Source organism: Mesorhizobium sp. WSM4989, from assembly GCF_029625795.1.
Taxonomy (GTDB): Bacteria; Pseudomonadota; Alphaproteobacteria; order Rhizobiales; family Rhizobiaceae; genus Mesorhizobium.
On record NZ_JARTVN010000001.1, the window covers coordinates 1,590,386 to 1,617,276 of the forward strand.

The window sequence follows — 26,891 nt, forward strand, 5'->3', positions numbered from 1 at the left end:
AGAGCGGCTTGTTAGACAGATCAATCGCTTTGTTCTAACTTTTTACCCGAGCTTGGAAAAAATTGGCCGTTCTGCCGCCAAGGTTGGAAATGATCGGGCGCTTCAAATCCCTTTTCGCGCATTGGAGCCGCCAGCTGAAGCGGCAGCTCGCCGGCGACCGCTACCATCCTGAGCTGCATTATATGCGCGGGCCCGGTCCGAAGACGAAGGCCAAGATGGCAAGCGGCAAGAGCGTTCGCGGATCATGAGCCTAGCTGAACCACGCGGCGCAAACTCCGCGCCCTCGCAGCGGCCGCTGGCCGACAGCCAGGCGCCTGACGAAGGCGACGGCGTCGAGACCTCGCCGAGCGTGTCCGACCGCATCGCCAAAACCACCTGCTACATGTGCGCCTGCCGCTGCGGCATCGACGTCCACATCAAGGACGGCAAGGTGCGCTACATCAACGGCAACAAAGACCACCCGGTGAACCGGGGTGTGATCTGCGGCAAGGGCAGCGCCGGCATCATGCAGCATTACAGCCCGGCGCGGCTGAGGAAGCCGCTGCTGCGCACAGGGCCTCGTGGCTCCGGCGAGTTTCGCGAGATCGAATGGGACGAAGCGCTCACCATCGCCACCGAGCGGCTGTCGGCGGTCCGCCGCACCGATCCGAGAAAGCTTGCCTTTTTCACCGGGCGCGACCAGTCGCAGTCGCTGACCGGCTGGTGGGCGAGCCAGTTCGGTACGCCCAACTTCGCCGCCCATGGCGGCTTCTGCTCGGTCAACATGGCGGCCGGTGGGCTCTACACGATCGGCGGCTCGTTCTGGGAGTTCGGCGAGCCCGACTGGGACAACACAAAATACTTCATGCTGTTCGGCGTCGCCGAGGATCATGATTCCAATCCGATCAAGATCGGCCTCGGCAAGCTCAAGGCGCGCGGCGCCAAGGTGCTGTCGATCAACCCTTGCCGCACCGGCTACAACGCGATTGCCGATGACTGGATCGGCATACGACCCGGCACGGACGGACTGTTCGTGCTGGCGCTCGTCCATGAGTTGCTCAAGGCCGGCCGCATAGATCTCGACTATCTGCTGCGCTACACCAACGCGCCGATGCTTGTCGTACAGGAGCCCGGTTCCGCCGATGACGGATTGTTCATGCGCGATGATGACGGCAACCTGTTGGCTTGGGACAGGGTGGCGAAGGCGCCCGTCAATGCCGCCGATCCGGATGCCAAACCAGCACTGACCGGCAGCTACACGGTCAATGGCCGCCGCTGCGCGCCGGTATTTCAGCTGATCGCCGACCGATACCTGGACGAAAGCCATTCGCCGGAGGCGGTAGCGGAGCGCTGCGGGGTCGGCGCCGACACCATCCGACGGATCGCGGCGGAGCTGGCGCATATCGCCTTCGAGCAGGCGATCGAGCTGCCGGTCGCCTGGACCGATTGGGCCGGCCGCCGGCACGAGACGATGAAGGGCCGGCCGGTCTCAATGCATGCCATGCGCGGCATCTCGGCCCATTCCAACGGCTTTCATACTTGCCGCGCCATCCACCTGCTGCAGGTTCTGCTCGGCACGGTGGACGTGCCCGGGGGCTTCCGCTTCAAGCCGCCCTATCCGCGTTCCGCGCCGCCGGGGCCAAAGCCCGCAGGCAAGAACGTCCGCCCGATGACGCCGCTGGAGGGTATGCCGCTCGGCTTCGTCTCAGGGCCCGACGATCTGCTCGTCGACGAGGTCGGCACACCGATCCGCATCGACAAGGCCTATTCCTGGGAAGCGCCCTTGGCCGCCCACGGCCTGATGCACAGCGTCATCCGCAATGCCTGGGCCGGCGACCCTTATCCGATCGACACGCTGATGATGTACATGTCGAACATGGCCTGGAACTCCTCGATGAATACCGTCGAGACGGTTCGTATGCTCACCGACAGGGACGAGGCAGGCGACTACAAGATCCCCTTCATCATTTATTCCGACGCCTATTATTCCGAGACGGTGCCGTTCGCCGACCTGGTGCTGCCCGACACGACCTATCTCGAGCGGCACGACTGCATCAGCCTGCTCGACCGGCCGATCAGCCATGCCGACGGGCCGGGCGATGCCATCCGTCACCCGGTGGTGCAGCCGGACCGGGATGTCCGGCCGTTCCAGTCGGTGCTGATCGAGCTCGGTGCGCGGCTCGGCCTGCCTGGTTTCGCCAACGAAGACGGTTCGGCGAAATACCGCGACTATGCCGACTACATCGTCAACCACGAGCGCACGCCCGGCATCGGCCCGCTTGCCGGCTGGCGCGGTAAGAACGGCGACGCGATCGGCAAGGGCGAGGTGAACCCGGACCAGTTGCAGCGCTACATCGACAATGGCGGTTTCTGGCACCACGGGTTCGCCGACGACCAGCGCTATTACAAGATGGGCAACCGCGCCTATCTCGACTTTGCCGTGCAGATGGGATTCATCTCCAAGGCCGATCCGATCATCTTTCAGCTCTATTCGGAGCCGATGCAGCGCTTTCGCCTCGCCGCGCGCGGTCATGGCAAGGTGCAGCCGCCGGAGGCCGAGCGCGACCGGATCGAAGCCTATATGGACCCGCTGCCGTTCTGGTACGCGCCCTTCGAGGACGACGCCGTCGATCTCCAGAAATATCCGCTGCATGCGCTGACGCAGCGGCCGATGCACATGTACCATTCCTGGGGCTCGCAGAATGCGTGGCTGAGACAAATCACCAGCCAGAACCGGCTGTTCGTGCACCGGGAGACCGCAGCGAGGCTTGGGCTGGCCGACGACGACTGGGTGTGGATCGAAAGCATCAACGGCCGCGTGAAGGGGCAGATCAAGCTGATCGACGGCGTCAACCCGGACACGGTCTGGACCTGGAACGCAATCGGCAAGCGGCGCGGCAGCTGGGGCCTGAAGGACGACGCCGCAGAGAGCAATCGCGGCTTCCTGCTCAATCACATCATCGGCGACCAGACCGCAGCCACCGTCAAGGGCAAGCGCTATTCGAACTCCGACCCCGTCACCGGACAGGCGGCATGGTTCGACGTGCGCGTGCGTATCGCCAAATGCGCCGCGGAAGAGGCCGGCTTCACCGAGCCGCAATTCGAGCGCTTGCGGCAGCCGCCAAATTTCGAGCCGTCACCGGATGTGCTTCGCTTCGGCGATGGATTCCGCATAAAAAGGGAAGCCGCCGAATGACCTGCCTTCCCGCCCAAACCGAGAAGAAGCTCGGCCTCGTCATCGACCTCGACACCTGCGTCGGCTGCCAGGCCTGCGTTACCGCTTGCAAGGAATGGAACACCGGCGGACACATGGCGCCGCTGACCGACATCGAGCCGTATGGCGGGCGTGTCGACGGCGTCTGGTTCAACCGCGTGCACAGCTATGAGCACACGACCGAACATGGCGGCCGCACGGTGAACTTCCCGCGCTCCTGCCTGCATTGCGAGCAGCCAGCCTGCGTCACCGTCTGTCCGACCGGCGCCTCCTACAAGCGCGCCTCCGACGGCATCGTGCTGGTCGACGAGGACAAGTGCATCGGCTGCAAGCTGTGCAGCTGGGCCTGTCCCTATGGCGCGCGCGAATTCGATACGGATGTCGGCGTGATGAAGAAATGCACGCTGTGCGTCGACCGCATCTACAACGACAATCTGACGGCAGAGGACCGCGTGCCAGCCTGCGTCGCCGCCTGCCCGACCAGCGCCCGGCATTTCGGCGATCTGGGCGATCCCGCCTCGGCAATCTCGCACCTGGTAGACGAGCGTGGCGGCGTCGAGCTGATGCCCGAGCTTGGCTACAAGCCGACCAACAAATACCTGCCACCGCGTGCCCGCACCGAGCGCGCGGCGAAGGTCGACGCGCCGGCGCTGGAACCGATCCGGGCCGACGGAGGCTTCCTCGGCTGGATCGACCGCATGCTTTCGAACTGAATTCGCGCAGCCATGCATCCCGCCTATTCCGTCGTTTTCTTCACCACCGCCACCGGGGCCGGTTACGGCCTGCTGGCGCTGCTCGGCGTTCTTGGCGGGCTGGGATTCATCGCGCCCGATTTCTGGCTCGGGCTGGTCGGCATGGCGCTTTCGCTTGGCTTGATCGCGGCCGGCCTGCTCTCCTCGACCGGCCATCTCGGCCGTCCTGAACGCGCCTGGCGCGCCTTCTCGCAATGGCGAAGCTCCTGGCTGTCGCGCGAAGGGGTCGCCTCGGTCGCGACCTTCATCCCGGCCGGGCTGTTCGGCATTGGCTGGGTGCTGATGGGCAAAAGCGGCGGTTGGGTCGCCATCGTTGGTCTGCTGGCTGCCGCCGGCGCCGTCGTGACAGTCTGTACGACCGGAATGATCTATGCCTCGCTGAAACCGATCGCGCAGTGGCACAGCCGTTATACTTTGCCGGCTTATCTTATCTTCTCGGTAATGACGGGTGGCTTGCTGCTCAACGGCCTGCTGCGAAGCTTCGGCACCGGATCAACCGTGGTTCTGGTCGGCGCGCTGCTTGCCACGCTCGCAGGGTGGGGCTGGAAGCTTGCGACCTGGCACTACAACGACCGGCTGGAAATCCCGACCACGGCCAACACGGCGACCGGCCTGGCCGGCGGCACGGTGCGGTCCATCGAATGGCCGCACACCGAAGAAAACTACCTGCTCAAGGAGATGGGTTTTCGCATTGCGCGAAAACATAGGGCGAAGCTGAGGCGCATCACGCAGGTGCTGGCCTTCGCCGTGCCGGCCATCTTGCTCGTGATCGCCTTCGCCTTGCCACGGCCTTTCGCAGCAGCCGCATCACTGCTTGCAGCGTTCTTTCAGTTCGCGGGCATGCTGGTCGAACGCTGGCTGTTCTTCGCCGAGGCAAAGCACACCGTCACGCTCTATTACGGCAGATGAAGCCGCTTCAGCCCGGCCGCAGCATCGAGCCGGAAATGGCAAAGATGCGCTCCGCACCCAGCATGTAGGCAACAAGCGTTTCCAGGCGGAACAGTCCGGCATAGGCGCGGTCGAGCACGTTGAGCGAGCCGGTATAGGCGCCGAAGGCCGGCATGATCATGCGGCCGCCGTCACCGGCGAAACAGCGCCGCCTGACCGAGCGCCCGCGCTGGACGATGCGGGCGCAGGGATGCAGATGGCCGGCGATCTCGCCCTCCACCCGCAGCTTGGATGGCTCATGGCGGAAGACAAGCGAACCGATGGCGAGTTCCCTCACCGTCTCGCCAGGCAGGTCGGCGGGAGCATCCGGATCATGGTTGCCGGCAACCCAGAACCAGTCGCGGCCGGCCATCATCGCCTCCAGCCGCTCGCGGAAGCTTAGATGCATGCGCTCGGCGCCGCCGCCGTCGTGGAAGGAGTCGCCAAGGCTGACAACGATCCGCGGACCGTAGTCGGCGATCACGGCCTGCAGCCGCAGCAAGGTCGCACCTGTGTCATAAGGCGGGATCAGCGCGCCGCGCCTGGCGAAAGACGAGCCCTTTTCGAGATGCAGGTCGGAGACCGCAAGCAGCCGCAGATCGGGGAAATAGAGCACGCCGCGCCGGTCGCAAACCGCGCGTTCGCCGGCGATGCCGACGAAGTCGGCCTCGGCGACCAGCGTTGCACGCGACAGCGAAAAATTCATCCCCTCTTGCCTTCTCTCAGTCGGCCATCTTCGGCCCCATGGCCTCTTCAACGAGGGTGGCGGCATCCATCAACAGCGTTTCATCCGCCTCGCCATGCACCGGCATCTTGCCGATTTCGAGCATGATCGGCACGGCTAGCGGCGATATCTGTTCCAGGTCCTTATGCACGATTCGACCGAGGATGCGCGAGAGCATCTCGGCAAGTCTGCTGACATCGAGCAATCCGGTCGCTGCATCGGCACGCGTCGCCTGGAGCAGGATGTGGTCGGGCTCGTGGCTGCGCAGCACATCATAAATCAGGTCTGTCGAGACGGTGACCTGGCGGCCGCTTTTCTCCTTGCCGGGATGACGTTTCTCGATCAGTCCGGAAATCAGCGCGCAGTTGCGGAAGGTGCGCTTGAGCAGCCAGCTGTCGGCAAACCATGCCTCGAGATCGTCACCGAGCATGTCCTGATCGAAGAGCGCAGCCAGCGATGGTTTTTTGTTTTTGAACATCCAGCCCATGTCGGCCAGCGACCAAATAGCCAACGCATAGTCGGTGGCAACGAAGCCGACCGGTTTGGCGCCCGCTCGATCCAGGCGGCGCGTCAGCAGCATGCCCAGCGTCTGATGCGCGAGCCTGCCTTCGAACGGATAGGCTACGAGATAGTGCCGGTTTCCGCGTGGAAAGGTCTCGATCAGCAGATCGTCCCGTTTCGGCAGGACGGATTTATCCGCCTGAAACCGCAGCCAATCGGCCACCTGCTCGGGCAGCTTCTTCCAGCGCTGCGGATCGTCGAGCATGGCGCGCACCTGCTCGGCGAGATAGGTCGAAAGCGGGAATTTGCCGCCGCCATAGTAGGGCACCTTTGCTTCGCTTCCGGGAGCATTCGACACGAAGCACTCATTGTCGCGGATACCCTCGAAGCGCAGAACCCTTCCGGCGAACATGAAAGTGTCGCCATAGGTCAAGGTCTCGAGAAACGCTTCCTCGATCTTTCCCAAGACTCTGCCGCCGCGCGAGGCCGCGCCCTTGCTTCCAGCCTGGACGTAACGAACGTTGAGGGCCGGCACTTCGATGATGGTCCCGACATTGAGCCGGTACTGTTGCGCCACGCGGGGATTGGATACTCGCCACAAGCCTTCCTTGGTTTGGCGGATACGGGCGTAGCGCTCGTAGTTTCTCAGCGCGTATCCGCCGGTGGCGACGAAGTCGATGACCCGGTCGAATGTCGGGCGGTCTAGGCTGACATAGGGCGCAGCCGATCTCACCTCGTCAAACAGCGCGTCGGCGTGGAACGGGGCACCGCAGGCGCAGCCGAGCACATGCTGCGCCAGCACGTCGAGCCCGCCATTGACCAAAGGCGGCGTGTCCTGCGCGCCGAGATAGTTGGCGTCGAGCGCGGCACGGCATTCAAGCACCTCAAACCGGTTGGCCGGGATCAGGATCGCCTTCGATGGCTCATCCATGCGGTGGTTGGCGCGGCCGATGCGCTGCGCCAGGCGGCTGGCCCCCTTCGGCGCGCCGACATGCACGACCAGATCGACATCGCCCCAGTCGATGCCCAGGTCCAATGTCGAGGTGGCGACGATAGCGCGCAAGGCGTTTTCGCCCATCGCCTTCTCGACCCGCCGCCGCTGGGCGACGTCGAGCGAGCCGTGATGCAAGGCGATCGGCAACGTGTCGTCGTTGACGCGCCACAGCTCCTGAAACAGCAGCTCGGCCTGGCTGCGCGTGTTGACAAAGAGCAGCGTCGTCTTGTGCCGCTTGACCTCGCGATAGATCTCCGGAGTGGCGTAGCGGGCGGAATGGCCAGCCCATGGCACCCGCTCTTCGGAATCGAGAATGGAGATGTCGGGCTTGGCGCCGCCTGTCACGACGATTAACTCGGACATGGCCTCAGGGGAAGCCTGGCTGACCAGCCAGCGCCGCAATTCATCCGGCTCGGCGACCGTAGCCGACAGGCCGATGGTCTGCAGCTCAGGGACAAACGCGCGCAGCCGCGCCAGGCCTAGCGCCAAAAGATGCCCGCGCTTCGAGGTGACGAGCGAATGCAATTCGTCGAGGACGACATAACGCAAATCCTCGAAGAAGCGCCTGGCGTCGGCCGAGGCAATCAGAAGAGCGAGCTGTTCGGGGGTGGTGAGCAGAATGTCGGGCGGCGCAAGCTTCTGGCGCTGGCGCTTGTGCGAGGGCGTGTCGCCGGTGCGGGTTTCGATGGTGACCGGCAGTCCGATCTCCTCGACCGGCTTGCCGAGGTTGCGCTCGATGTCGACGGCCAGCGCCTTGAGCGGCGAGATGTAGAGCGTGTGGATGCCACGATGCGCAGCACCGGGCTTGCGGCGCGGACGTCTGGCGAGCTCGGTAAGCGAGGGCAGGAATCCGGCCAGCGTCTTGCCGGCGCCGGTCGGCGCGATCAGCAGCGCCGATTGGCCGGCTCGAGCCTTCGCCAGCAGTTCGAGCTGGTGGGCGCGCGGCGACCAGCCTTTTGCAGCGAACCATTTTACGAACGGCTCGGGGAGAAGGACGGCGACATTCTGTTCGGCGAGGCGCGGCTGCTCTGTCACGCGCAAAGAGGTAGCGCGCTGGCAAGCGATCGCCAAGGAAAATCGGAACAAAAGGGGATCATTCTTCCCCTCTCCCCGTGTGGGAGAAGGTGGCCCGGCGCGCAGCGCCGAGCCTAATGAGGGTGATCCAGCTTGGCCTACTTACCCCTCACCCGGATTGCCAACTGATTTGCGAAGAGCAAATCGGGGCAATCCAACCTCTCCCCCTGGAGGAGAGGTAAGGGCGCTAAGGCCTGCGGAACCCGGTCGGGCCGCCATAGAGATAGCCGATCCGCTCGACGGCATCCTTCAGCCCTTCGCGCGAGACCAGCATCGTGTGGCCATTGGCGTGGATCATGTCCTTCGCGTCGGTCATGATCGCGACGTGGCCCTTCCAGAAGACGAGGTCGCCGCGCTGCAGCCCGGAATACTCAGGGCCTGGCTCGAGCGGCGTCCCGATCGATGCCGCCTGCATGTCGGAGTCGCGCAGCACATCCTTGCCGGCCATGCGCATCGACAGTTGCACGAGGCCGGAGCAGTCGATGCCGAAGCCGGAGACGCCGCCCCAGAGGTATGGCGTGCCGAGGAAGCTTTCGGCGACCGTCACAAAGTCGTCTGCAACCTCGGCGAGCGGCCGCAGATGGCGGGCAATGACGGCCTGGCCGGATGGCAGCAGCGCGTAGTGCGTGCCGCGCGTTTCGGCGGAACCCGTCACCGTCACCGCGGAGCCCATCGACAGTTGCCCGCCGATCGGGAAGCGCAGGTCCGGTCCGGGATAGAGGAAGGTGCGCGGCACGGAGACGATGTGGGTGGGCGCATGCTCACGTGCGCCGAGTACATTGTCGGCGGCATAGCCGACATAGCCGTCGCGCTCGGCCTGCACCCAGGCCCAGCCTTCCGCAACCTCGAAGACCAGCACGTCGTCGCCGAACAGCGCCTGCGTGTTGATGCCGGCATCGGGGCGCGGCGCCTTGCGCAGGTCGGCGACGGCGGTGGTGATCCGCGCCGGGCGGCCGGCGACAAAGCGATCGGCGGCGACTTCCCCCTTCAGCCTGGCATCGGCGAGATCGGAACGAAAGGCGTGAAGGCGGGCATCCCTGGCGGTCAAATCGGTAGTCCAGTCAAATGAGTTTATCGGTCAGACAGACGAGTTGTCGGTCAGATGGGCAGCTCATGCGCCTTTGCGACGATACCATCGCCGAAGCGCTCGACAAAGAGCGCGCCCTCCACCGTGCGCCGGATCAGCACATTGCGCTTGTCGAGCTCGTCGCGGTGGCGCGAAACCAGCTTCAGCGCGCCCATCGTGTCGAGCGCGCGGGTAATGACCGGCTTGGTGACGTTGAGCCTCGCGGCCAGCCCGCGCACCGTATGCGGCGGCGGATCGAGGTAGATGGTGAGCAGGATGGCGGTCTGGCGCATGGTGAGGTCGGGCGCGTCGTCGCGCACCTGCGACAGCAATACCTGCTGCCACAGTCGCAAGGCCTGGCTCGGGCGCATCGAGATCGACATTTGCCAAGCATGACGGCAAATTGTTTCGCTTCCGTTTCAGTCCGCGGCGGCTTTTGCCAGTTTTCTCGTCACACTCACCCGAAGCGCTTCGAGATCACTTGCTCCAGCGCGCGAATGCCTTGCGCCTCGCCCCCGGTCAGGCCGTGCGGGCGGTCATTCGGGTTCCAGGCAAAAATGTCGAAATGCGCCCATCCGGGCGTCTTCTCGACAAAGCGCTTGAGGAAGAGCGCCGCCGTGATCGATCCGGCGAAGCCGTCCGTCGTGACATTGTTGACGTCGGCGATCTTCGAGGAAAGCTTCGCGTCATAGGGACGCCACAGCGGCATGCGCCACAGCGGATCCTCGACAGCAAGCGAAGCCGCAGCCAGGTCGGACGCCAGTGCCTCGTCGCCGGTATAGAAGGGCGGCAGATCGGGGCCGAGCGCAACACGGGCCGCTCCGGTCAAGGTCGCCATGTCGAACAGCAGGGCCGGCCTTTCCTCGTCGGCAAGCGCCAGAGCGTCGGCCAGCACCAGCCGGCCTTCAGCATCGGTGTTGCCGATCTCCACCGTTATCCCCTTGCGACTCCTCAGCACGTCGCCAGGCCGGAAGGCATTGCCGGCGATCGAATTCTCGACCGCAGGGATCAGCACGCGCAGCCGCACATTCCGTTTCGCCGCCATGATCATCGAGGCGAGACCCAGCACGTTGGCGGCGCCGCCCATGTCCTTCTTCATCAGCAGCATGCCCGACGACGGCTTGATGTCGAGGCCGCCGGTGTCGAAGCAGACGCCCTTGCCGACCAGCGTCACCTTCGGCGCGTCGCTCGGGCCCCAGGTCATGTCAATCAGCCGCGGCGCGCCGGCCGAGGCGCGGCCGACGGCATGGATCATCGGGAAATTCCGCGCCAGGAGATCGTCACCCTTGACGACGGAGACGTCGGCGCCGTGCCCGGCTGCCAATGCCCGGACAGCCTCCTCGAACTCATCCGGCCCCATGTCGCTCGTCGGCGTGTTGACGAGATCGCGCGTCAGGAAAATAGCCTCGGCGGTGCGGCGCACATGCGCGCCGTCGGCGCCCGACGGCAGCGCGAAGCGCAACGCCCTGCCGGGTTTCTTGCCGTAGCGGGTGAAGGCGTAGCCGCCGAGGACGACGGCCAGCGCCGCAAGATCGGGCGCTGGCAGATCCTGGGCGAAATGCCATTCACCCTCGGGCAGCGCCCGCGCCAGGGCGCCCACGGCAAGCTGGCTCTCGCCGTCGCCGGTGCCGAACAGCGCGCCGGCGAGACCGCCACCTTCGGCCGGCAGAACGAGCGTGCGGCCCGCCTCGCCAGAAAAGCCGTTGGCCCGTGCCCAAGCGATGACGGAAGGGGAAAGGCCAGTGCCGTCGAGGCCATCCTTTCCCACCAGGTAGACTGGCAAGGCTGCTTCCGGTTTCTGGTCAATAAGTTCGACAGGCATTCGATGGTCTCCGGCCGGCACGGCGAGTCGGCTTCTTAACGATCCGTTAGGGTTAACAGAATATTTCTGTGGGAGGGAAGACGGCCAGCTTAATGGCCGCGCAGGAATGGAGATAGGCGCCGATGCCGATCAAAGCGTTGACCTTCACAAGCAAGCGTCTGGTCACCACGGCATTGATGGCGGTGCTGGCGGCCAGCGTGGCCGGCTGCGGCAGTACCAGCAAGTTCACGACCGGCTCCATTTCCCGCTCCGACAACCGGCCCCTGGAAACGATGTCGGCCAGCGAACTGCACAGCGCCACGACCAGGCTCGGCGAATCCTACGCCAGGAACCCGAACGACAAACGCATCGCCACCAACTATGCCGCGGCGCTGCAGATGGATGGCGACGCCGACCAGTCGCTGGCGGTGATGCGCAAGCTCGCGATCGCCTACCCCAAGGACCGCGACGTCCTCGCCGCCTACGGCAAGGCGCTTGCCGCCAACGGGCAGTTCGAGCAGGCGCTCGATGCGGTGCGCCGCGCGCAGACGCCGGAATATCCGGACTGGCGCCTGGTTTCGGCGGAAGCCGCCATCCTCGACCAGATGGGGCAGCGGGACGAGGCACGTCAGGACTACCGGAAGGCGCTCGAGCTCAAGCCGAACGAACCCTCGATCCTTTCCAATCTCGGCATGTCCTATGTGCTGGAGGGGGATCTGCGCACCGCCGAGACCTATATGCGCTCGGCCGCGCAGCAGCCTAACGCAGACAGCCGGGTGCGGCAGAACCTGGCGCTGGTCGTCGGCCTGCAGGGCCGCTTCGACGAGGCCGAAAAGATCGCCTCGCAGGAGCTTTCGCCGGAGCAGGCGCAGGCCAACATCGCCTATCTGCGCCAGATGCTTGCGCAGCAGAACGCCTGGAGCCAGCTCAAGGATCAGGACAAGGGCAAGGCGAAGGTCGCGACCAACTGACCGCCGGCACCTAGAGCAGGTCACCGTTTTACGGAAACCGCGAATTGCTCTAGCTGTTTGTTTTTTCCGCAATTCCGGACGGAAACCGTTACACGCTTTTCCTGGAATTGCTTCAAGGCTAAGCCAGACAGCAAAGCCGCGCGGCGCCTGCCACGCGGCTTTTGTCATGAGTTCGATGGCTTCGTCTATTGGCTGCTGGAATTGTGCTGGTCGCCGAAGATGCCGCGCTGGCTGACCTGGATGCCGGCCGGCCCTAGAATGATGGCGAACAGAACCGGCAGGAAGAAGAGGATCATCGGCACGGTGAGCTTCGGCGGCAGCGCTGCGGCCTTCTTTTCGGCCGCATTCATACGCATGTCGCGGCTTTCCGAGGCGAGCACGCGCAGCGCATGCGCCACCGGCGTGCCGTAGCGCTCCGCCTGGACCAGAGCCTGGGTCACCGCCTTTACCGAATCCAGGCCGGTGCGGCTTGCCAGGTTCTCGTAAGCGACCCTGCGGTCCTGCAGATAGGAGAGCTCGGCATTGGTGAGCACGAATTCCTCGGCGAGCGCCACGGACTGAGTACCGATCTCGTCGGCGACCTTGCGAAGCGCCGCTTCCACCGACATGCCGGATTCGACGCAGATCAACATCAGGTCGAGCGCGTCCGGCCACGCCAGTTGGATCGACTGCTTGCGTTTGGTGGCGCGGTTGTTGACGTAGAGGATCGGCGCATAGAAGCCGCCATAGGCGACAAGAATGCAGACGAACAGCTTGATGAAGGCAGGCTGCTGCGCCAGACCGCCGAGAAGGAACAGATAGATCGCCGCGAGCGCGAATCCGACGAAGGGCAGGATCAGACGAAAGAACAGGAAGCGCGTCAGCGGATTCTGGCCGCGGAAGCCCGCGACTTTCAGCTTCTGCAGCGTGCCTTCGTCGGCAAGCGCGCGCTTGAGATCCAGCCGTTCGACGATGTTGCGCATGCCGATCGACTGTTCCTCGCGCAAACCCTTGCGGCGGCGGTCGGCTTCATTGGCGAGCCGCTGACGCTGCTTGGCGCGCAGTTCATCCCGCTCGAGCGCCACGGTTTTCATGCGCGCCTTGAGCTGATTGCCGCCAAGCGCAGGCATGAGTGTGAAGACGGTCGCAAAAACCGCGATGCCGACCAGGAGCGCGATAAGAAACGAAGGATCGGTTAGCGTCTTGACGACCTGGTCTGTCATTGGATCCGCGTCCCTACACTTCGAAGTTCATCATCTTGCGCATCACCAGGATGCCGATCGACATCCAGACGCCGGAGCAGCCGAGGATCAGATTGCCGACGCTGGTGGTGAATAGCGGCATGATGTAGTTCGGACTTGTCAGATAGACGAGAAAGGCGACGACGAACGGCAGGGCGCCGATGATGACGGCGGATGCCTTTGCTTCCATCGACAGCGCCTGTACCTTGGCCTTCATCTTCTTGCGGTCGCGCAGCACGCGCGAAAGGTTGCCCAGCGCTTCGGAGAGATTGCCGCCGGCCTGCGACTGGATCTGGATGACGATGCCGAAGAAGCCGGCCTCGGTGCATGGCATGGTCTCGGACATGCGCATCGTGGCATCGGGGATCGACATACCCATCTGCTGGGAATCGACGATACGGCGGAATTCGGAGCGGACCGGCTCCGGGGATTCATTGGCGATCAGGCGGATCGCGTCGTTGAGCGGCAGACCAGACTTCACCGCACGCACGATGATGTCGAGGGCATTCGGGAATTCCTCCAGGAAGGCCTTCACCCGGCGCGCGCGACGAAACGAGACGAACCAGCGCGGCAGGCCGAGGGCTCCGGCCAAGAGAGCGCCGGGCAGAACCAGCAACGGCGCGCCGGCAAGAAAGGCGAGGATCGTAAGCACGATGCCGCAGATCACCGAGTAGATGTAGAAGCGCTCGAGGGAGACGGTCATGCCGGCCTGGCGGATCTGGGCCCTCAGCGGCGGTTTCTTGACGTTGCGGTCATTGGTTTTCTGCTTTTCATCGAGCTGCTTGAGCGAATCCTGAAGCGTCTTGCGCCGTCTGACCGCTTCCGCGGCGCGGTCGCGCGTAGCCTTCACCACCGATCGGTCGGTCTCGGCCGTCTTGATCGTTTCAAGGCGCTTGCCGGCCTGCTTCTCGTTATCGATGCGCTTGAACAGGAAGGCATAGGCTATCGCGCCGGCGCTGAGGCCCGCGAGCACGACGAAAGCCAGAACCGTGGTGTCAATTCCGAACATCGACCGGGGCCCCTACACCTCCAGATGCACCAGAGCGGTTCAGCTTTTTACAAAAGCGCTGACCCGCTCTAAGTATTTGTTTTTACGCAATTCCGGACGGAAAACCGCTACGCACTTTTCCTGGAATTGCTCTAGTCAGCGCGTTTCTCCATGGCCTCGAGCGCGTTGGCGAGGCGCTGCTCCTCGCCATAGTAGCGGGCACGATCCCAGAAATGCGGCCGGCCGATGCCGGTGGAGACATGCTCGCCGATCAGACGGCCGCTCGCGTCCTCGCCCTTGATGTTGTAGAGGACGAGGTCCTGGGTGATGATGACGTCGCCTTCCATGCCGATCACCTCGGTGATGTGGGTGATGCGGCGCGAGCCGTCGCGCAGACGAGCCGCCTGGATGATCACGTCCACCGAGCCGACGACGATCTCGCGCACCGTCCTCTGCGGCAGTGAATAACCGCCCATGGCGATCATCGATTCAATACGGTTCAGGCATTCGCGCGGGCTGTTGGAGTGGATCGTTCCCATCGAGCCGTCATGGCCGGTGTTCATCGCCTGCAGAAGGTCGAACACTTCCGGTCCGCGCACCTCGCCGACGATGATCCGTTCGGGCCGCATGCGCAGGCAGTTCTTGACGAGATCGCGCATGGTCACCTCGCCCTCGCCTTCGAGATTGGGCGGCCTGGTTTCGAGACGCACCACGTGCGGCTGCTGCAGCTGCAGCTCGGCCGAGTCCTCGCAGGTGATGACCCGCTCCTCGCGATCGATGTAGTTGGTCAGGCAGTTGAGCAGCGTCGTTTTGCCCGAGCCGGTACCGCCCGAGATGACGACGTTGCAGCGGACGCGGCCGATGATCTTCAGGATCTCCGCGCCTTGCGGCGAGATGGCGCCGAACTTGACCAGCTGGTCGAGCGTCAGCTTGTCCTTCTTGAACTTGCGGATGGTGAGCGCGGTGCCATCAAGCGACAGCGGCGGCGCGATCACGTTGACGCGCGAGCCGTCGGGAAGGCGCGCGTCGCAGATCGGGCTCGATTCGTCGACGCGGCGGCCGACCTGGCTGACGATGCGCTGGCAGATGTTGAGCAGTTGCTGGTTGTCGCGGAAGCGAATGCTGGTCGGTTCGACCTTGCCGTTGACTTCGATGTAGACGTTCTTTGAACCGTTGACCATGATGTCGGCGATGTCGTCGCGCGCGAGCAGCGGCTCCAGCGGCCCATAGCCGAGCACGTCGTTGCAGATATCCTCGAGCAGCTCTTCCTGCTCGGAGATCGACATCGCGAAATTCTTGATCGCGATGATGTCGTTGACGATGTCGCGGATTTCCTCGCGCGCGCTTTCCGGATCGAGCTTGGCGAGCTGCGAAAGATCGATCGTGTCGATGAGCGCGGAAAACACCTGGCTCTTGGTGTCATAGTAGGTTTCGCTGCGCTCGCGCTGGACCCTTTTCGGCGGCTCGGGCGCCATCGGCGGCGCCTCCACCGGACGGCGAACGGGGGACGCGGCGGGCGTGCTCGGCGCGGGCGCGGCCGGCCGATCGACAGCGATCGTCCCAGCCGGAGCGGGAGCGGCCGGAGGAGGTGCTGGCGGACGGAATTCGGGAGCTGCCCGGCTGCCGTCGTCTGTGCCTCTTTTACCAAACATGATCGACTACCCGATGCCGCTCAGCGAGCGTCACTTCTTGCTGCGTGAAAGCTTGCCGAGGATGGCTCCAAGGCTTGCCTTCTTCTTCGCCTTGATCTCGCTGCGCCCTGTCAGCACATGCGCTATTTCGTTGATCGTGCCGACGATCGGACTCTTGGCGTCCATTTCGCCGAGCATGCGGCCGTTGTTGGCCGCGTTGCCGAACAGCAGCGGCTCGAAATTGATCACCGCCATGGGTGTGATGCCGAGCGGTTCGGAAAAATCCGATGCCGCGATCTCCGGGCGTTTCGGAACGCCCGCCTGGTTGATGATCAGCTTCGGCGGCGGGTCGTTCGGACGCAGCCGCTTCAGCATGTCGACCATATTCTTGGTGTTGCGCAGATTGGCGAGTTCTGGCGTGGCCGTGATGACGATCTCGTCGGCCTTGATCAGCGTGCTCTTGGTCCAACCGCTCCAGACGTGAGGGACGTCGAGCACGAGCAAGGGCGCGCTGCGCTGCGCCGTTTCGATGACCTGGGAGAAGGCGTCCGGATCGAAATCATAGACGCGCTCGAGCGTGGACGGTGCCGCCAGCAGCGACAAATGCTCGGCGCATTGCGCGAGCAGCCGGTCGAGATAGACCTCATCGACGCGCTCGGGCGAAAACACCGCCTCGGCGATGCCCTGCGCGGGGTCCCGGTCGAAGTTGATATTGGCGGTGCCGAAGGCGAGATCGAGATCGGCGACGACGACTTCGGACTTGAACAAGGACGACATCGCCCAGGCGACGTTGTGGGCGATCGTCGAGGAGCCGACGCCGCCCTTGGCGCCGATGAAGGCGATGGAGCGGCCGATCGGATCGGACTCGGGATCGACGAATATCGACGAGACGACGCTGACGATATCGGTCATCGAGACCGGCGCGATGACATATTCGGAAATGCCCGAACGGATAAGCTCCCGGTAGAGTCCGACATCATTGTAATGGCCGATGACCACGACCTTCGAGGTCGGATCGCAATATTCGGCGAGCTGAGCGAGCTGCTCCAGCAGCTGTTTCGGCTCGCTGCGCGATTCCAGCAGGATCAGGTTTGGCGTCGGCGCCGACTGGTAGAATTCGATCGCGGTGGCGATGCCGCCCATATGGACCTTGAGATGGGCCTTCGCCATGCGGCGATCCTCGCCGGCGCGCCCGATCGGATTTGCGACGCCTTCGGTCTCGCAGAAAGCCTGGATCGAGATGCGCGGCACCGGGCGCAGCGCCTGCATGGCGGCGATGTCCTGTTGCGAAAGATCGCCGGTATCCGCAGGCGTGTCGTAGGCAAGATTGCTCATCGTCATGTTCTTTCCGTGATCCGCCGCGGGCTCAGTAAGTCACTTCCGAATTGCCGAGGAACTCATCCGAAATGCCTCTCGCCCGATAGACGTCGATCACCGCGCCGCGATTTTCGGCATCGATGTCGGACTGCTTGCGCGGCCCGAGCAGATCGTTGGGATTGGCCATCTGGGCGGCGAGGTTGTTCTGATAGGAGCACCCGAAATCGGCGTAGTGCTTGTTCTCGGAAGTCTCGGTCAGATCCTCGGGCCAACGCCCGCATTTGTCGGTCTGTGCCCTCACCGCCACGAAGGCCACGCGGACCGGCGCCGAAGCCTCGGGCACGGCCGACCGATAGGAGGTCATGATGATATTGTTGCGCTTGACGCCTGCGGCCATCGCAAGTCTGGCGAAATCGCGGCTCGCGGCCTGGGCGGCGGCCTGGTTCGCGGAACCCACCGGGGCCGCGATCGTCAGCGCCGGCGCGGCGCTCCTGTCGTAGCCGTCGAGGAAGCCGAGCAGAGTGTCGCGCTGCGAAGCCGTCATGCCGCGATCACCGGCGCCGACCGGGAGGTCGATCTTCTGGTTCTTCTCGGCGATAACGATCGGATGATTGGTGCGGTAGTCGTCCGGAATGGAGCCCACTGTCACACTATCGCGATGGAAGTTGGCGCATCCGGCGAGCGACGCCGCAAGGGCGATCGCCAGGACCGGAGCCGACCCGCGGAACCGTCCGCGGCCCGATTGTGCCGCTGCGATCGTCATGGCCTTCGATGTTGAGTTGGACATGTCCGCTTTCCCGCTCACTTGTAGATGAAGCCGACAACGCCGTGGTAACGGCCAGGTGGCCTATCGGTCTGCATGGTGCCGTAGACGCGATTGACGCGACCGAGGAACATGCCAGCGCCGTCGCTCGGCGCATTGAAATTATCGTCGGGCTTGGCCAATTCGTTGCGCGCCACGGGCCGCGCCAGATAGGGCGTGATGATGATCACGAGCTCGCTCTCGTTGCGCACGAAGTCGCGGCTGCGGAAGAGCGCGCCGAGCACCGGAATCTTGGTCAGTCCGGGCAATCCAACGACGGCCTGCCTGACGTCGTCGCGCACGAGGCCTGCGATCATCATCGAGCCGCCGGAAGGCAGTTCCACCGTCGTATCGGCCAGGCGTTTGCGGAGCGACAAAGCGTTCATGCCGATGCTGCTGTTATCCGTGGATGCCGACACGGAGCCCTCGGTTGTCGGTTCGGAAACCGACGTTCTCACCTTCAGGCTGATGCGGCCGGGTGACAGCACCACCGGCTGAAACTCCAATCCGATGCCGTATTCGATCTTCTCGATCTGATAGGTCTTCAGGCCGGTCTGGTTGTCGTTGGAGACGTTGGCGGAAACATTGGTCACCATGTTGTATTCGCCGCCGACCTTGAAGGTCGCCTTCTCCCCCGACACGGCGGTCAAGGTCGGCTCGGCCAAGGTCTTCATGACCCCCGACTGCTCCATTGCGTTAATATAGGACTGCAGACCGGACGCACTGATCCCTAGGCCCGCGTTCGACAGCGGCTTACCGAGACCAGTGTAAGGGTCGCTGAGCGCGCCCCAGGAGATGCCGTTGCTGCCGCCGCTGGCCATCATGTTGACGCCGAGCTGCTTCATCACCGAGCGGCTGACTTCGGCCACCGTCACCTTCAGCGTCACCTGATCGTCGCCGATGATCTGCAGCAGATTGACGATCTTGGAGACCCGGCGCTCCTGGTCGGGATTGTTGATGTCGACGCCGCCATTGGCGGACCCGCCGGCGGCCGTCTGTGAATATTGGCCGGTCGTCGCTTCACCGCCCGAGACGAAGATGGTGGCCAGGTCGACGGCACGCTTGGCGTCGAGCGGTGTATCGACATTGCCGGTGAGAATCACGTTGTCGTTCAGCAGCTCGACCTTGATCTGCGACGTCGGGAGGAAGCGCTTGAGATAGTCATCCAGCCCGGCCACATCGCGTTCGACCGCCAGGTCAAGACTGGCGATCTGCTCGCCGTTGGGGCCGAAGACGAAGATGTTGGTTTCGCCGACCGCCTTGCCGAACAGATAGATGCGGCGCGCCGTGCGCGTCACTGCGTCGGCGACCGCGGGATTGGCGACGAGTATGTCGTAGGCGTCGCTCGGCAGGTCGATGACCACCGACTTATTGAGGCCGAGCTTGACGCGCTGCGAGGCAACCGAGGCTGTCACACCCGCTGCCCTGTTCGCGGCCTTTGCCTCGACGGGCCCAGGTGCATTGGTGCCGATCAGGAACAGGCCGATTGCGGCCGCCGCGATGACGGGCAGTTTGCCGATTAGCCTCATTTCCTTGCTCCCACTTCGGAAACCTGGCCCGACTTGATCAATCGCACCGTGCCGCGCCGGCCATTGCCGTTCACCAGATAGTCGGCCTCGCCCAGGTTCTTCTCATTCGTGTCGGTGATCGAACGCAGCGCCAGGGTCAGGCGGTCCGCCATCTGCTGCGCCACCGTGATGATCTCCGCCTGCTGCGGCGTGAGCTCCAGCGTCGCGGTCTGGCCGACCCTGGTCTTCTTGCCTTCCTCGTCCTCCTGGATGGTCTGGTCGATGGCCAGGACACGGATGTTCTTCAGGATGGTCTCGGTATTGAAGCCGCTGCCGCCATTGCTGGCGTCGGCCCGCCGGGTCATGATGACGTCGACGAAGTCATTGGGCAGGATGAAGCCGCCGGCGGACGTATCGGCCGATATGGCGGTCGCGACCGCGCGCATGCCGGACGGCAGGATCGAGGACATGAAGCTCTGCCCCTCGCCGACCAGCTTGGAGCGCCGCAACGGCTCACCGGCATACATGGCTACACGCGCCACCGAGCCCTTCAGCTTTTCGACTGCGTCCGGTTCGGCCGCACGGGTGATGAAATTGGCGTTGATGCCGCTCGCCGGCCACTGCTCCCACCTGATGTTGTCACCGAGCTGGCTGCCCATTGCGACATCGCCGGAAAGCGCCAGCACGTCCTGCAGCGCGATCGCCGGCTGCTTGGGAGCGTTGACGACGACTTGAGCCGGCGGCGCCACTACCATGTTCTTCGCGACATAACCCGCGCCACCCGCCGCGGCCACGGCCACGCTCAGAATAATCAGTCGGGATGCTGGCATTCGTCCGGACCCTTCGCCTCAAGGCAAACCACCTCGCCAAGCCGGACTTTGCAGCCGCAATCGTCAAAACAAGGTTAATGCAATGCTTACGATCGTGATTAATTTAACGTTTACTCAAATTGGACCGAACCGCCTTGCCGTTAACAAAAAAGGCGGCCAAGTGCCGCGAGAACCCTTGTCACAGAAACTGATTTTCCGAAGGCAACAAGCTGTTTGGTAGGCGTAAAGCCAGACTCCGAAGCGCACCGAGCGCATCTGAAGATGGCGATATGCTTTAGGTCGTGAGCCTATCCAGCGCCCAGACCATCAACGAAGAATCCGGAAAGGTGAGGAGCCCGCCAAGACCAAGCGCGATGCCATAAGGAATGCCTGCGGTCTCGTCGGCGAAATGGCGGAGAAAACGGTTGTGGCCGGTGTAAACCGCAAATGGCGATTTCCGGTAGGCCAGAATGGCAACCGTCAGCAGGCCGCCGATCAATGTCGAGGTCACCAAGTAGCCGATGAGATTGATGTTGAGCCCCATCCATACGGCGGTCGCGGCCAGCAGCTTGGCATCGCCGCCGCCCATGCCGCCGAGCGCGAACAGTCCGAACGTCGCGGCCAGCACCAGGGCACCTGCCGCGAAATGCCCGCCATAAATGGCCCAGTCCATCCCGGTCAAAGGAGCGACCAGAGCGAACGTCGCCACGAGCAGCACCGGCACGCGGTTGGCGATCGTCATCGAAAGCATGTCGGAGATCGCCGCAAACAGCATGCAGAATGGAAAGACGACGAAGATTACAGCTTCAAGCATGAGACAACACTATGCCGTGAGAAAAGTAACACGCCCAGTCTAGCCACACGCCATTAACGGTCGGTGAGTGCCGACGATCAAATTCGCGCGCAACCAGATGCTGCAACGAACAAGGGCCGCCTCGAGGCGGCCCTTCTCGTCGAGAGCGACTTCGTCGTCCTCGGGTTGTTGTTAGTTGGAGTTTTGGACCGCGCTGGCAATTGCCTTGAACTTGGTGTTCAGGGCAGTGCCGAGCTGGCCAGCGCCGACCATGATGGCGAGCGCGATGAGGGCGGCGATCAGACCGTATTCGATGGCGGTCGCGCCGGATTCGTCCTTCACGAAACGTGCGATAAGGTTAGACATTCGAGAGCTCCTACTCCACGTGTTACAGCACTTCCGTCAACTTCTCTTGCCGGTTGATCGGATGTGCCAAATCTAGGGGGAAGCCCTTTCGATCGGCTTAATAAATACCCTTACCGATTCCTTTCCGGAGGCGATCCCGTTGCTTGGTTAACCGTGGCCTAAACCTCCAGAGGCGGAGCGGCGGGCAGGAAAAGCGCGGAGATCCGGCCCATCCGCGATTTCGCTAAAACAGCGTATGCTCTCCGGCTTATGACCGCCGAGCCGGCCAATCCTTATCGCGGCCATGCGGCGCTTAACCGTCGGTTCACCAATTTCGTTCATGTTCCGTTGAACAGTCTGCCGCTCCGGAGCGCTTCAATGACCTCGTCGAGATCGCCATTTTCAGTCGTCGCGCTGCTGGCTGTCGCCGCATCCGTCATGCCGGCCAGCGCCGGGGCCGGCATCGAGGTCACCATGAATCAAGCAAAGATCGTCAAGTTGTCGCGCGCGGCCGATACGATCGTCGTCGGCAATCCGGCAATCGCCGATGCCGCCGTGCAGGATGCCTCGACGGTCGTTCTCACCGGCAAGGGTTTCGGCGTGACCAATCTGGTCGTGCTCGATTCCGATGGCAGCCCGATCATAGATGAGCAGGTGACGGTCGTCCGACAAGCCGCGTCCTCGGTGCGCATCTATCGACGCGCCGAAGTCCAGACCATGTCCTGCACGCCCTATTGCGAAAGCTCGTACAAGAGCGAGGCTGAGAAAACGTCCGAAACGGAAATGAACGCAGCCCGCTGAGCTTAAGAACGCAAGCGCCCGCAGGTTAACAGCGGGTTAAGGGCAGCCCACCGAGTTTAACGCTGATCCAAACCGGACCTCAATGGGTGGCCGATAGGTTGCAGCCGACATTGCAAGGGATCGGCAGGAACGGAACATGAGCAGGGCGCCCAAGGGTGGCATGAACGGCAAAGCCGAGGCAAAGCCACGCCCCGGTTTCTTCAGCGACAGGCGCGGCAGCACGGCATTGGAATTCGCAATGCTGGCCATGCCGTTCGCCTTGCTCGTTTTCGCCATCCTGGAGAGCTGCATCTCGTTCGCCGGCCAGGAAGTGATGGCCAACGCCACCGACGATATCGCGCGCCAGCTGCGAACCGGCCAGCTCAAGAAGGCCAACGTCACCGACGCCTCGATCAAGACGCTGATCTGCGACAGGCTGGAGATCATGGTCGCCACGAACTGCCCCGGTTCCGGGTCAAATGCTTCCCTGTTGGTGGACCTGCGCGAATATCCGACCTTCGCCGACGCCGCAGCGGCGGGCTTCAAGATCCAGAACGGCGAAATCGTGCTGACAGGCACGAGCTCGACGACTTTCACGGTGTCGCCGGGGCTGGCGGAATCGAAGAACATGCTGCGGGTTTTCTACAAATGGCCGGTGATCACCGATTTCCTGGCTAAACAGATGGCCAATCTGAATGGCGGCAAGACGCTGCACTTCGCATCGGTGACCTGGCAGAACGAACCATTCGACGACTGAAGCAGGTCGCGTGAGGCGACCTGCTTTGGCTTTTTGATTTTCGGCATGTCTCCCGAAACCGGGTCCACTTCGGGAGACATGCTTCAAGATTGCGGCCGGCCGAGACTTACGGCGGTGTGGGGGTAGGATATGTACCGTGCGGGGGCACAGCGGCGAATTTCGGCTTTCGTGACGAAGGCGGCACGGTTTTGCCTCGATCGCCGCGGCGTCGCGGCAATCGAGTTCGCGTTCATCGTGCCGGTGCTGCTCATCATGTACTTCATCACGATGGAAGCCTCGCAGGCCATCGAAACCAGCAAGAAGGTCAGCCGCATCGGCAGCATGGTGGCGGATCTCGTCACGCAGCAGACCAGCGTCACGAAAGCCGATCTCGACGCGATCATGAAGATCGGCACCTCGACGCTGCAGCCCTACAACCGCTCCACGCCGACGATCATCATCACCGGGATCCAGATCTCCGACGAGGCATCGCCCAAGGCGACGGTGGCCTGGTCGCGCAAGCTCGTGGGCACCACCTATAGCGCCGACGCGGCGAAGACCAGTCCCACCACCGTTCCGCCAACGCTGAATATCCGCAACACCTTCCTTGTCCGGGTGGAAAGCGACCTCGGCTATAAGCCGATCATCACCTGGTCAGCCGACAGTTCGTCGACGCTTGGATTGACCTCGGCCTTCAACAACATATCGATGGGCGAAACGTACTATCTGAGGCCGCGCCGCGGTCCTACGGTTCCTTGCACCGACTGCTGACGGACTAATCCCCGCGAGTTTCCCGCCGCACGATGGCCAGGGCCGTTGCGTAGTCCTTTGATACGGCCAGTTCGAAGCCGCCGGAGTGCGTCGGCTCCAGAAGATCGTAGACGTCCGGAGTCAGCGACTTGAGATTGGTCAGAAACACGGCCAGCCGTCGCTTGGCTTCGGCGTCGAGATCGCTGCGCACGGCATGAGGGCCATATCGCAGCGGAGCCGAGCTCCACAGCACCCGAAGCGACGTCTTCGGGACGCCGGCGGCCGTAAGCCGCAGGATGGTGCCGCCCGTGTCGGTAGGCTGGCCGTCGGCGCCGACAGGCTCCCAGCCGAACAGGCCGTCGGCTTCGCCGTCGCCGAGCATCGCCTCGGCCGCGGTGGCCGACGAGGCGCGCGCCAGGAAAGGTGAATCCTGCGCGATCGGCACGCCTTCGCCGGCCAGTCCGGTCAGCGGCAGGAGGGAACCGGCGACATTGTCGGCGGGCGCGATGGCGATCCGATGCGAGGCGATCGCTGTGAGGCCCGGCACTTTGCCGTCGCGCGTCACCAGCAGGGAACGGACGCCGGCGGCTCCATCGGCATCGACCGGCGCCACCAGCGGCTCGACACAGCCGCAGCGCACCGAAGCCGTAGCGTAGGCGAGCGCCGAATAGACCGCGTACTGTAAGCGGCCGCTCGCCTGAGCCTCGATCAATGCCGCATAGTCGCGAGCAACCACGAACTCGACCTTCATGCCGAGAGCGTTCGTATAGGCATCCGTCAAGCGGGCCAGACCAGGTACCGTGTTGCCTCCTCCAGGCTCGGCGACGATTCCTATGCGAAACGTGCCGATGTCGTCGCGCCAGTCGGCATGCGCCGGCGGGGCCGCGGAGAGCACCGCGAGAGCCGCCGCGCAGGTCCTCAATGCCTGGCTTGCCGCCGATCTTGCGCCCATGCCCATCCTTGCCGCATTCCCTCGATCCGCACCACTTTGCACCAAGCCGTTGCGGTCTGGCATCCGATTTGCCAACGCCGCTGCAGAACTCTATGTCTGGCTGGTTAGATTGGCACGATGGCACCCCTATGGCGCGGGCTTTCCTATTCGTTCTCGATTCTTTCGGCATCGGCGGAGCGGCCGATGCCGAACGCTACGGCGATGCCGGCGCCGACACATTCGGACACATCGCGCAGGCTTGCGCCGAGGGCCGTGCGGATCGTGAAGGCCTGCGCAGCGGACCGCTCGCCGTGCCCAATATGATCTCGCTCGGGCTTGCCAGCGCCGCGCAGACGGCAACCGGGCTGACGGTCGATATCGACGCGCCGCTGCTTGCCGCGTCGTTCCATGGCGCTGCCCAGGAGGTCTCGAGCGGCAAGGACACGCCGTCGGGCCATTGGGAAATTGCCGGCCTGCCCGTGCGTTTCGACTGGGGTTATTTTCCCGACACAGTGCCCGCCTTCCCGGCCGAGCTGACCGGCGCGATCATCCGCGAAGGCAAGGTGCCGGGCACCCTCGGCGATTGCCATGCGCCAGGAACCGAGATCATCGAGCGCTTCGGCGAGGAACACATCCGCACCGGCAAGCCCATCTGTTACACATCGGTCGACTCCGTATTGCAAATCGCCGCGCACGAGACGCATTTCGGCCTGGAGCGGCTCTACGAGCTTTGCCTGACGGTGCGCCGGCTGGTCGATCCGCTCAACATCGGGCGGGTGATCGCGCGGCCCTTCGTCGGCGAGACAAGCGCCACCTTCCAGCGCACCCACAACCGCCGCGACTATGCCGTGCCGCCGCCGGAGCCGACCTTGCTCGACCGGCTGACGGAGCGCGGCAGCAACGTCATCGCCGTCGGCAAGATCGGCGACATCTTCGCCCATCGCGGCATCGCGGAGGTGCGCAAGGCGGGCGGCAACATGGCGATGTTCGACAAGGCGCTCTCCGCCATGGACGACGCCGGCGAAGGCGATCTGGTCTTTGCCAATTTCGTCGATTTCGATACCGAGTTCGGCCATCGGCGCGATGTCGCCGGCTATGCCGGAGCGCTCGAGGCCTTCGATCGCCGGCTGCCGGAAGCGCTGTCGCGCATCAAACAGGGCGACCTTCTCATCCTCACCGCCGACCACGGCAACGATCCGACCTGGCGCGGCACCGATCATACCCGCGAACGCGTTCCGGTGATCGGGATAGGGCCGGGACTGAAGGGCGGCGACATCGGGCTCAGGCCGACCTTCGCCGATATCGGCGAAACCATCGCGGATCATCTCGGGCTTGCGCGTGGCCGCCACGGCACCTCTTTCCTCGCGACGATAGGCGGCCATGCCGGAACTGCCTGAAGTCGAAACGGTGCGGCGGGGGCTGCAGCCGGTTCTGGAAGGGGCGCGGCTCGTCAATGTCGAGGCGCGACGGCCAGACCTTCGCTTTCCCTTTCCGGAACGGTTCTCGGAGCGGCTTGCCGGCAAGACCGTGACGGCGCTTGGCAGGCGCGCCAAATATCTGACGATGCACATCGAAAACGGTCCGGTGCTGATCTGCCATCTCGGCATGTCGGGATCGTTCCGCGTCGAAACCGCTGGCAACGGCCGCATTCCCGGCAGCTTCCATCACGAGCGCTCGAAGAGCGAGGCGCATGACCACGTGGTATTCGATGTCGACTCCCCGAAGGGCGAGCGGTCCCGCGTCATCTTCAACGACCCGCGCCGTTTCGGCTTCATGCTGTTTGCCGAAGGCGCGCCGGACACCCATCCAATGCTGGCGGGGCTGGGCATCGAGCCGACCGGCAATGCGCTCGACGGTCCCCTGCTCGCCTCGTTGCTCGAAGGCCGCAGAACGCCGCTCAAGGCCGCGTTGCTCGACCAGCGGCTGATCGCCGGGCTCGGCAACATATATGTGTCGGAAGCTCTATGGCGCGCCGGGTTGTCGCCGCTGCGCGAAGCCGGCACCATCGCCGGCTCCCGCAGGAAGGCGAAAGAGCAATGCGAACGCCTGGCCGCGGCCATCCGCTCTGTCATCGCCGACGCGATCGCCGCCGGCGGATCCTCGCTGCGCGACTATGTCCAGGCAGACGGGTCGCTTGGCTATTTCCAGCATTCCTTCGCGGTCTATGACCGCGAAGGCGAGCCTTGTCCGAAGCCGGGCTGCAGCGGCCATATCGAACGCATCGTGCAGAGCGGCCGATCGACCTTCTATTGCCGGACCTGTCAGCGGTGAGCTAGAC

The 26,891-nt window shown here is 63.8% G+C and carries 25 protein-coding genes; 9 read left to right on the forward strand and 16 right to left on the reverse strand.

The genetic code is table 11. The features are described from left to right. Window positions 1-20 precede the first annotated feature (20 nt). On the reverse strand, window positions 21-167 hold the full coding sequence (locus P9217_RS07710; RefSeq protein WP_156751064.1) for a hypothetical protein: 147 nt from the start codon (window positions 165-167) through the stop codon (window positions 21-23). 77 nt (window positions 168-244) lie between these two features. Between P9217_RS07710 and P9217_RS07715 the strand changes: the two genes are divergently transcribed. The 3 genes from P9217_RS07715 to P9217_RS07725 are packed head-to-tail and all read left to right on the forward strand — an operon-like array spanning window position 245 to window position 4,854. Beyond that, the gene (locus P9217_RS07715) at window positions 245-3,175 is read left to right on the forward strand and encodes a molybdopterin oxidoreductase family protein (protein ID WP_278086284.1); all 2,931 of its coding nucleotides are present in this window, start codon (window positions 245-247) and stop codon (window positions 3,173-3,175) included. Continuing rightward, window positions 3,172-3,906, forward strand: a complete 735-nt coding sequence (locus P9217_RS07720) for a 4Fe-4S dicluster domain-containing protein (RefSeq protein ID WP_278052562.1) — start codon at window positions 3,172-3,174, stop codon at window positions 3,904-3,906. Before P9217_RS07715 ends, P9217_RS07720 begins: the two co-directional genes overlap by 4 nt. Before the next feature lie 12 nt (window positions 3,907-3,918). Then, the gene (locus P9217_RS07725; RefSeq protein WP_278052561.1) at window positions 3,919-4,854 is read left to right on the forward strand and encodes a DmsC/YnfH family molybdoenzyme membrane anchor subunit; all 936 of its coding nucleotides are present in this window, start codon (window positions 3,919-3,921) and stop codon (window positions 4,852-4,854) included. Between the two features lie 7 nt (window positions 4,855-4,861). On the opposite strand, the gene pdeM is transcribed toward P9217_RS07725, so the two are convergent. The 5 genes from pdeM to P9217_RS07750 all read right to left on the reverse strand — a co-directional run bounded on the left by pdeM (window position 4,862) and on the right by P9217_RS07750 (window position 11,053). Then, a complete protein-coding gene (gene pdeM, locus P9217_RS07730; RefSeq protein ID WP_095782905.1) occupies window positions 4,862-5,578 on the reverse strand; it encodes a ligase-associated DNA damage response endonuclease PdeM in 717 nt (238 codons plus the stop codon). A 16-nt stretch (window positions 5,579-5,594) separates the two neighbouring features. Then, a complete protein-coding gene (locus tag P9217_RS07735) occupies window positions 5,595-8,126 on the reverse strand; it encodes a ligase-associated DNA damage response DEXH box helicase (protein ID WP_278086935.1) in 2,532 nt (843 codons plus the stop codon). Window positions 8,127-8,352: 226 nt separating this feature from the next. Continuing rightward, window positions 8,353-9,213 (reverse strand): NlpC/P60 family protein, encoded by an 861-nt coding sequence (locus tag P9217_RS07740; RefSeq protein ID WP_208721518.1) that lies wholly within the window; start codon window positions 9,211-9,213, stop codon window positions 8,353-8,355. Window positions 9,214-9,263: 50 nt separating this feature from the next. After that, a complete protein-coding gene (locus tag P9217_RS07745; RefSeq protein WP_066996450.1) occupies window positions 9,264-9,614 on the reverse strand; it encodes a MarR family winged helix-turn-helix transcriptional regulator in 351 nt (116 codons plus the stop codon). Window positions 9,615-9,688: 74 nt separating this feature from the next. Continuing rightward, the gene (locus P9217_RS07750; RefSeq protein WP_278086283.1) at window positions 9,689-11,053 is read right to left on the reverse strand and encodes a leucyl aminopeptidase family protein; all 1,365 of its coding nucleotides are present in this window, start codon (window positions 11,051-11,053) and stop codon (window positions 9,689-9,691) included. 122 nt (window positions 11,054-11,175) lie between these two features. On the opposite strand from P9217_RS07750, the gene P9217_RS07755 reads away from it, so the two are divergent. After that, a complete protein-coding gene (locus P9217_RS07755) occupies window positions 11,176-12,003 on the forward strand; it encodes a tetratricopeptide repeat protein (protein ID WP_095799347.1) in 828 nt (275 codons plus the stop codon). Window positions 12,004-12,188: 185 nt separating this feature from the next. Here P9217_RS07755 and P9217_RS07760 read toward each other — a convergent pair whose 3' ends face one another. From P9217_RS07760 to P9217_RS07800, 9 genes are all read right to left on the reverse strand, one after another. Next, the gene (locus tag P9217_RS07760) at window positions 12,189-13,205 is read right to left on the reverse strand and encodes a type II secretion system F family protein (protein ID WP_066996444.1); all 1,017 of its coding nucleotides are present in this window, start codon (window positions 13,203-13,205) and stop codon (window positions 12,189-12,191) included. 13 nt (window positions 13,206-13,218) lie between these two features. Further along, the gene (locus tag P9217_RS07765; protein WP_066996441.1) at window positions 13,219-14,232 is read right to left on the reverse strand and encodes a type II secretion system F family protein; all 1,014 of its coding nucleotides are present in this window, start codon (window positions 14,230-14,232) and stop codon (window positions 13,219-13,221) included. Window positions 14,233-14,363: 131 nt separating this feature from the next. Then, a complete protein-coding gene (locus tag P9217_RS07770) occupies window positions 14,364-15,863 on the reverse strand; it encodes a CpaF family protein (RefSeq protein WP_067324583.1) in 1,500 nt (499 codons plus the stop codon). Window positions 15,864-15,893: 30 nt separating this feature from the next. Next, window positions 15,894-17,177 (reverse strand): CpaE family protein, encoded by a 1,284-nt coding sequence (locus P9217_RS07775; protein WP_278086934.1) that lies wholly within the window; start codon window positions 17,175-17,177, stop codon window positions 15,894-15,896. 31 nt (window positions 17,178-17,208) lie between these two features. Then, window positions 17,209-17,946, reverse strand: a complete 738-nt coding sequence (locus P9217_RS07780; protein ID WP_278086282.1) for a CpaD family pilus assembly protein — start codon at window positions 17,944-17,946, stop codon at window positions 17,209-17,211. Window positions 17,947-17,960: 14 nt separating this feature from the next. After that, complete coding sequence (locus P9217_RS07785; protein WP_067324577.1) at window positions 17,961-19,490, reverse strand: type II and III secretion system protein family protein; 1,530 nt, start codon at window positions 19,488-19,490, stop codon at window positions 17,961-17,963. Next, entirely contained in the window at window positions 19,487-20,299 is an 813-nt protein-coding gene (gene cpaB / locus P9217_RS07790; protein WP_067324575.1) for a Flp pilus assembly protein CpaB, read from the reverse strand. The genes P9217_RS07785 and cpaB overlap by 4 nt, the downstream gene beginning before the upstream one ends. 274 nt (window positions 20,300-20,573) lie before the next feature. Next, window positions 20,574-21,092 carry a prepilin peptidase gene (locus P9217_RS07795; RefSeq protein WP_067324573.1) on the reverse strand — a complete coding sequence of 173 codons (519 nt, stop codon included), beginning with the start codon at window positions 21,090-21,092 and terminating at the stop codon, window positions 20,574-20,576. A gap of 171 nt (window positions 21,093-21,263) precedes the next feature. Beyond that, window positions 21,264-21,437 (reverse strand): Flp family type IVb pilin, encoded by a 174-nt coding sequence (locus P9217_RS07800; RefSeq protein WP_067324571.1) that lies wholly within the window; start codon window positions 21,435-21,437, stop codon window positions 21,264-21,266. 357 nt (window positions 21,438-21,794) lie between these two features. Here P9217_RS07800 and P9217_RS07805 point away from each other — a divergent pair, with 357 nt between their 5' ends. From P9217_RS07805 to P9217_RS07815, 3 genes are all read left to right on the forward strand, one after another. Next, a complete protein-coding gene (locus P9217_RS07805) occupies window positions 21,795-22,217 on the forward strand; it encodes a pilus assembly protein N-terminal domain-containing protein (protein WP_066996418.1) in 423 nt (140 codons plus the stop codon). A gap of 136 nt (window positions 22,218-22,353) precedes the next feature. After that, window positions 22,354-22,953 carry a TadE/TadG family type IV pilus assembly protein gene (locus P9217_RS07810; protein ID WP_067324568.1) on the forward strand — a complete coding sequence of 200 codons (600 nt, stop codon included), beginning with the start codon at window positions 22,354-22,356 and terminating at the stop codon, window positions 22,951-22,953. Window positions 22,954-23,082: 129 nt separating this feature from the next. Then, window positions 23,083-23,703, forward strand: a complete 621-nt coding sequence (locus P9217_RS07815; RefSeq protein ID WP_095799340.1) for a TadE/TadG family type IV pilus assembly protein — start codon at window positions 23,083-23,085, stop codon at window positions 23,701-23,703. A gap of 4 nt (window positions 23,704-23,707) precedes the next feature. Here the strand turns inward: P9217_RS07815 and P9217_RS07820 are convergent, their stop codons facing one another. Further along, complete coding sequence (locus tag P9217_RS07820; RefSeq protein ID WP_278086281.1) at window positions 23,708-24,634, reverse strand: PhnD/SsuA/transferrin family substrate-binding protein; 927 nt, start codon at window positions 24,632-24,634, stop codon at window positions 23,708-23,710. Window positions 24,635-24,762: 128 nt separating this feature from the next. Here P9217_RS07820 and P9217_RS07825 point away from each other — a divergent pair, with 128 nt between their 5' ends. Both P9217_RS07825 and mutM read left to right on the forward strand, forming a co-directional pair. Then, window positions 24,763-26,010 (forward strand): phosphopentomutase, encoded by a 1,248-nt coding sequence (locus tag P9217_RS07825; RefSeq protein ID WP_278086280.1) that lies wholly within the window; start codon window positions 24,763-24,765, stop codon window positions 26,008-26,010. Then, on the forward strand, window positions 25,994-26,884 hold the full coding sequence (gene mutM, locus P9217_RS07830; protein WP_278086279.1) for a bifunctional DNA-formamidopyrimidine glycosylase/DNA-(apurinic or apyrimidinic site) lyase: 891 nt from the start codon (window positions 25,994-25,996) through the stop codon (window positions 26,882-26,884). Before P9217_RS07825 ends, mutM begins: the two co-directional genes overlap by 17 nt. Window positions 26,885-26,891: the final 7 nt, after the last annotated feature.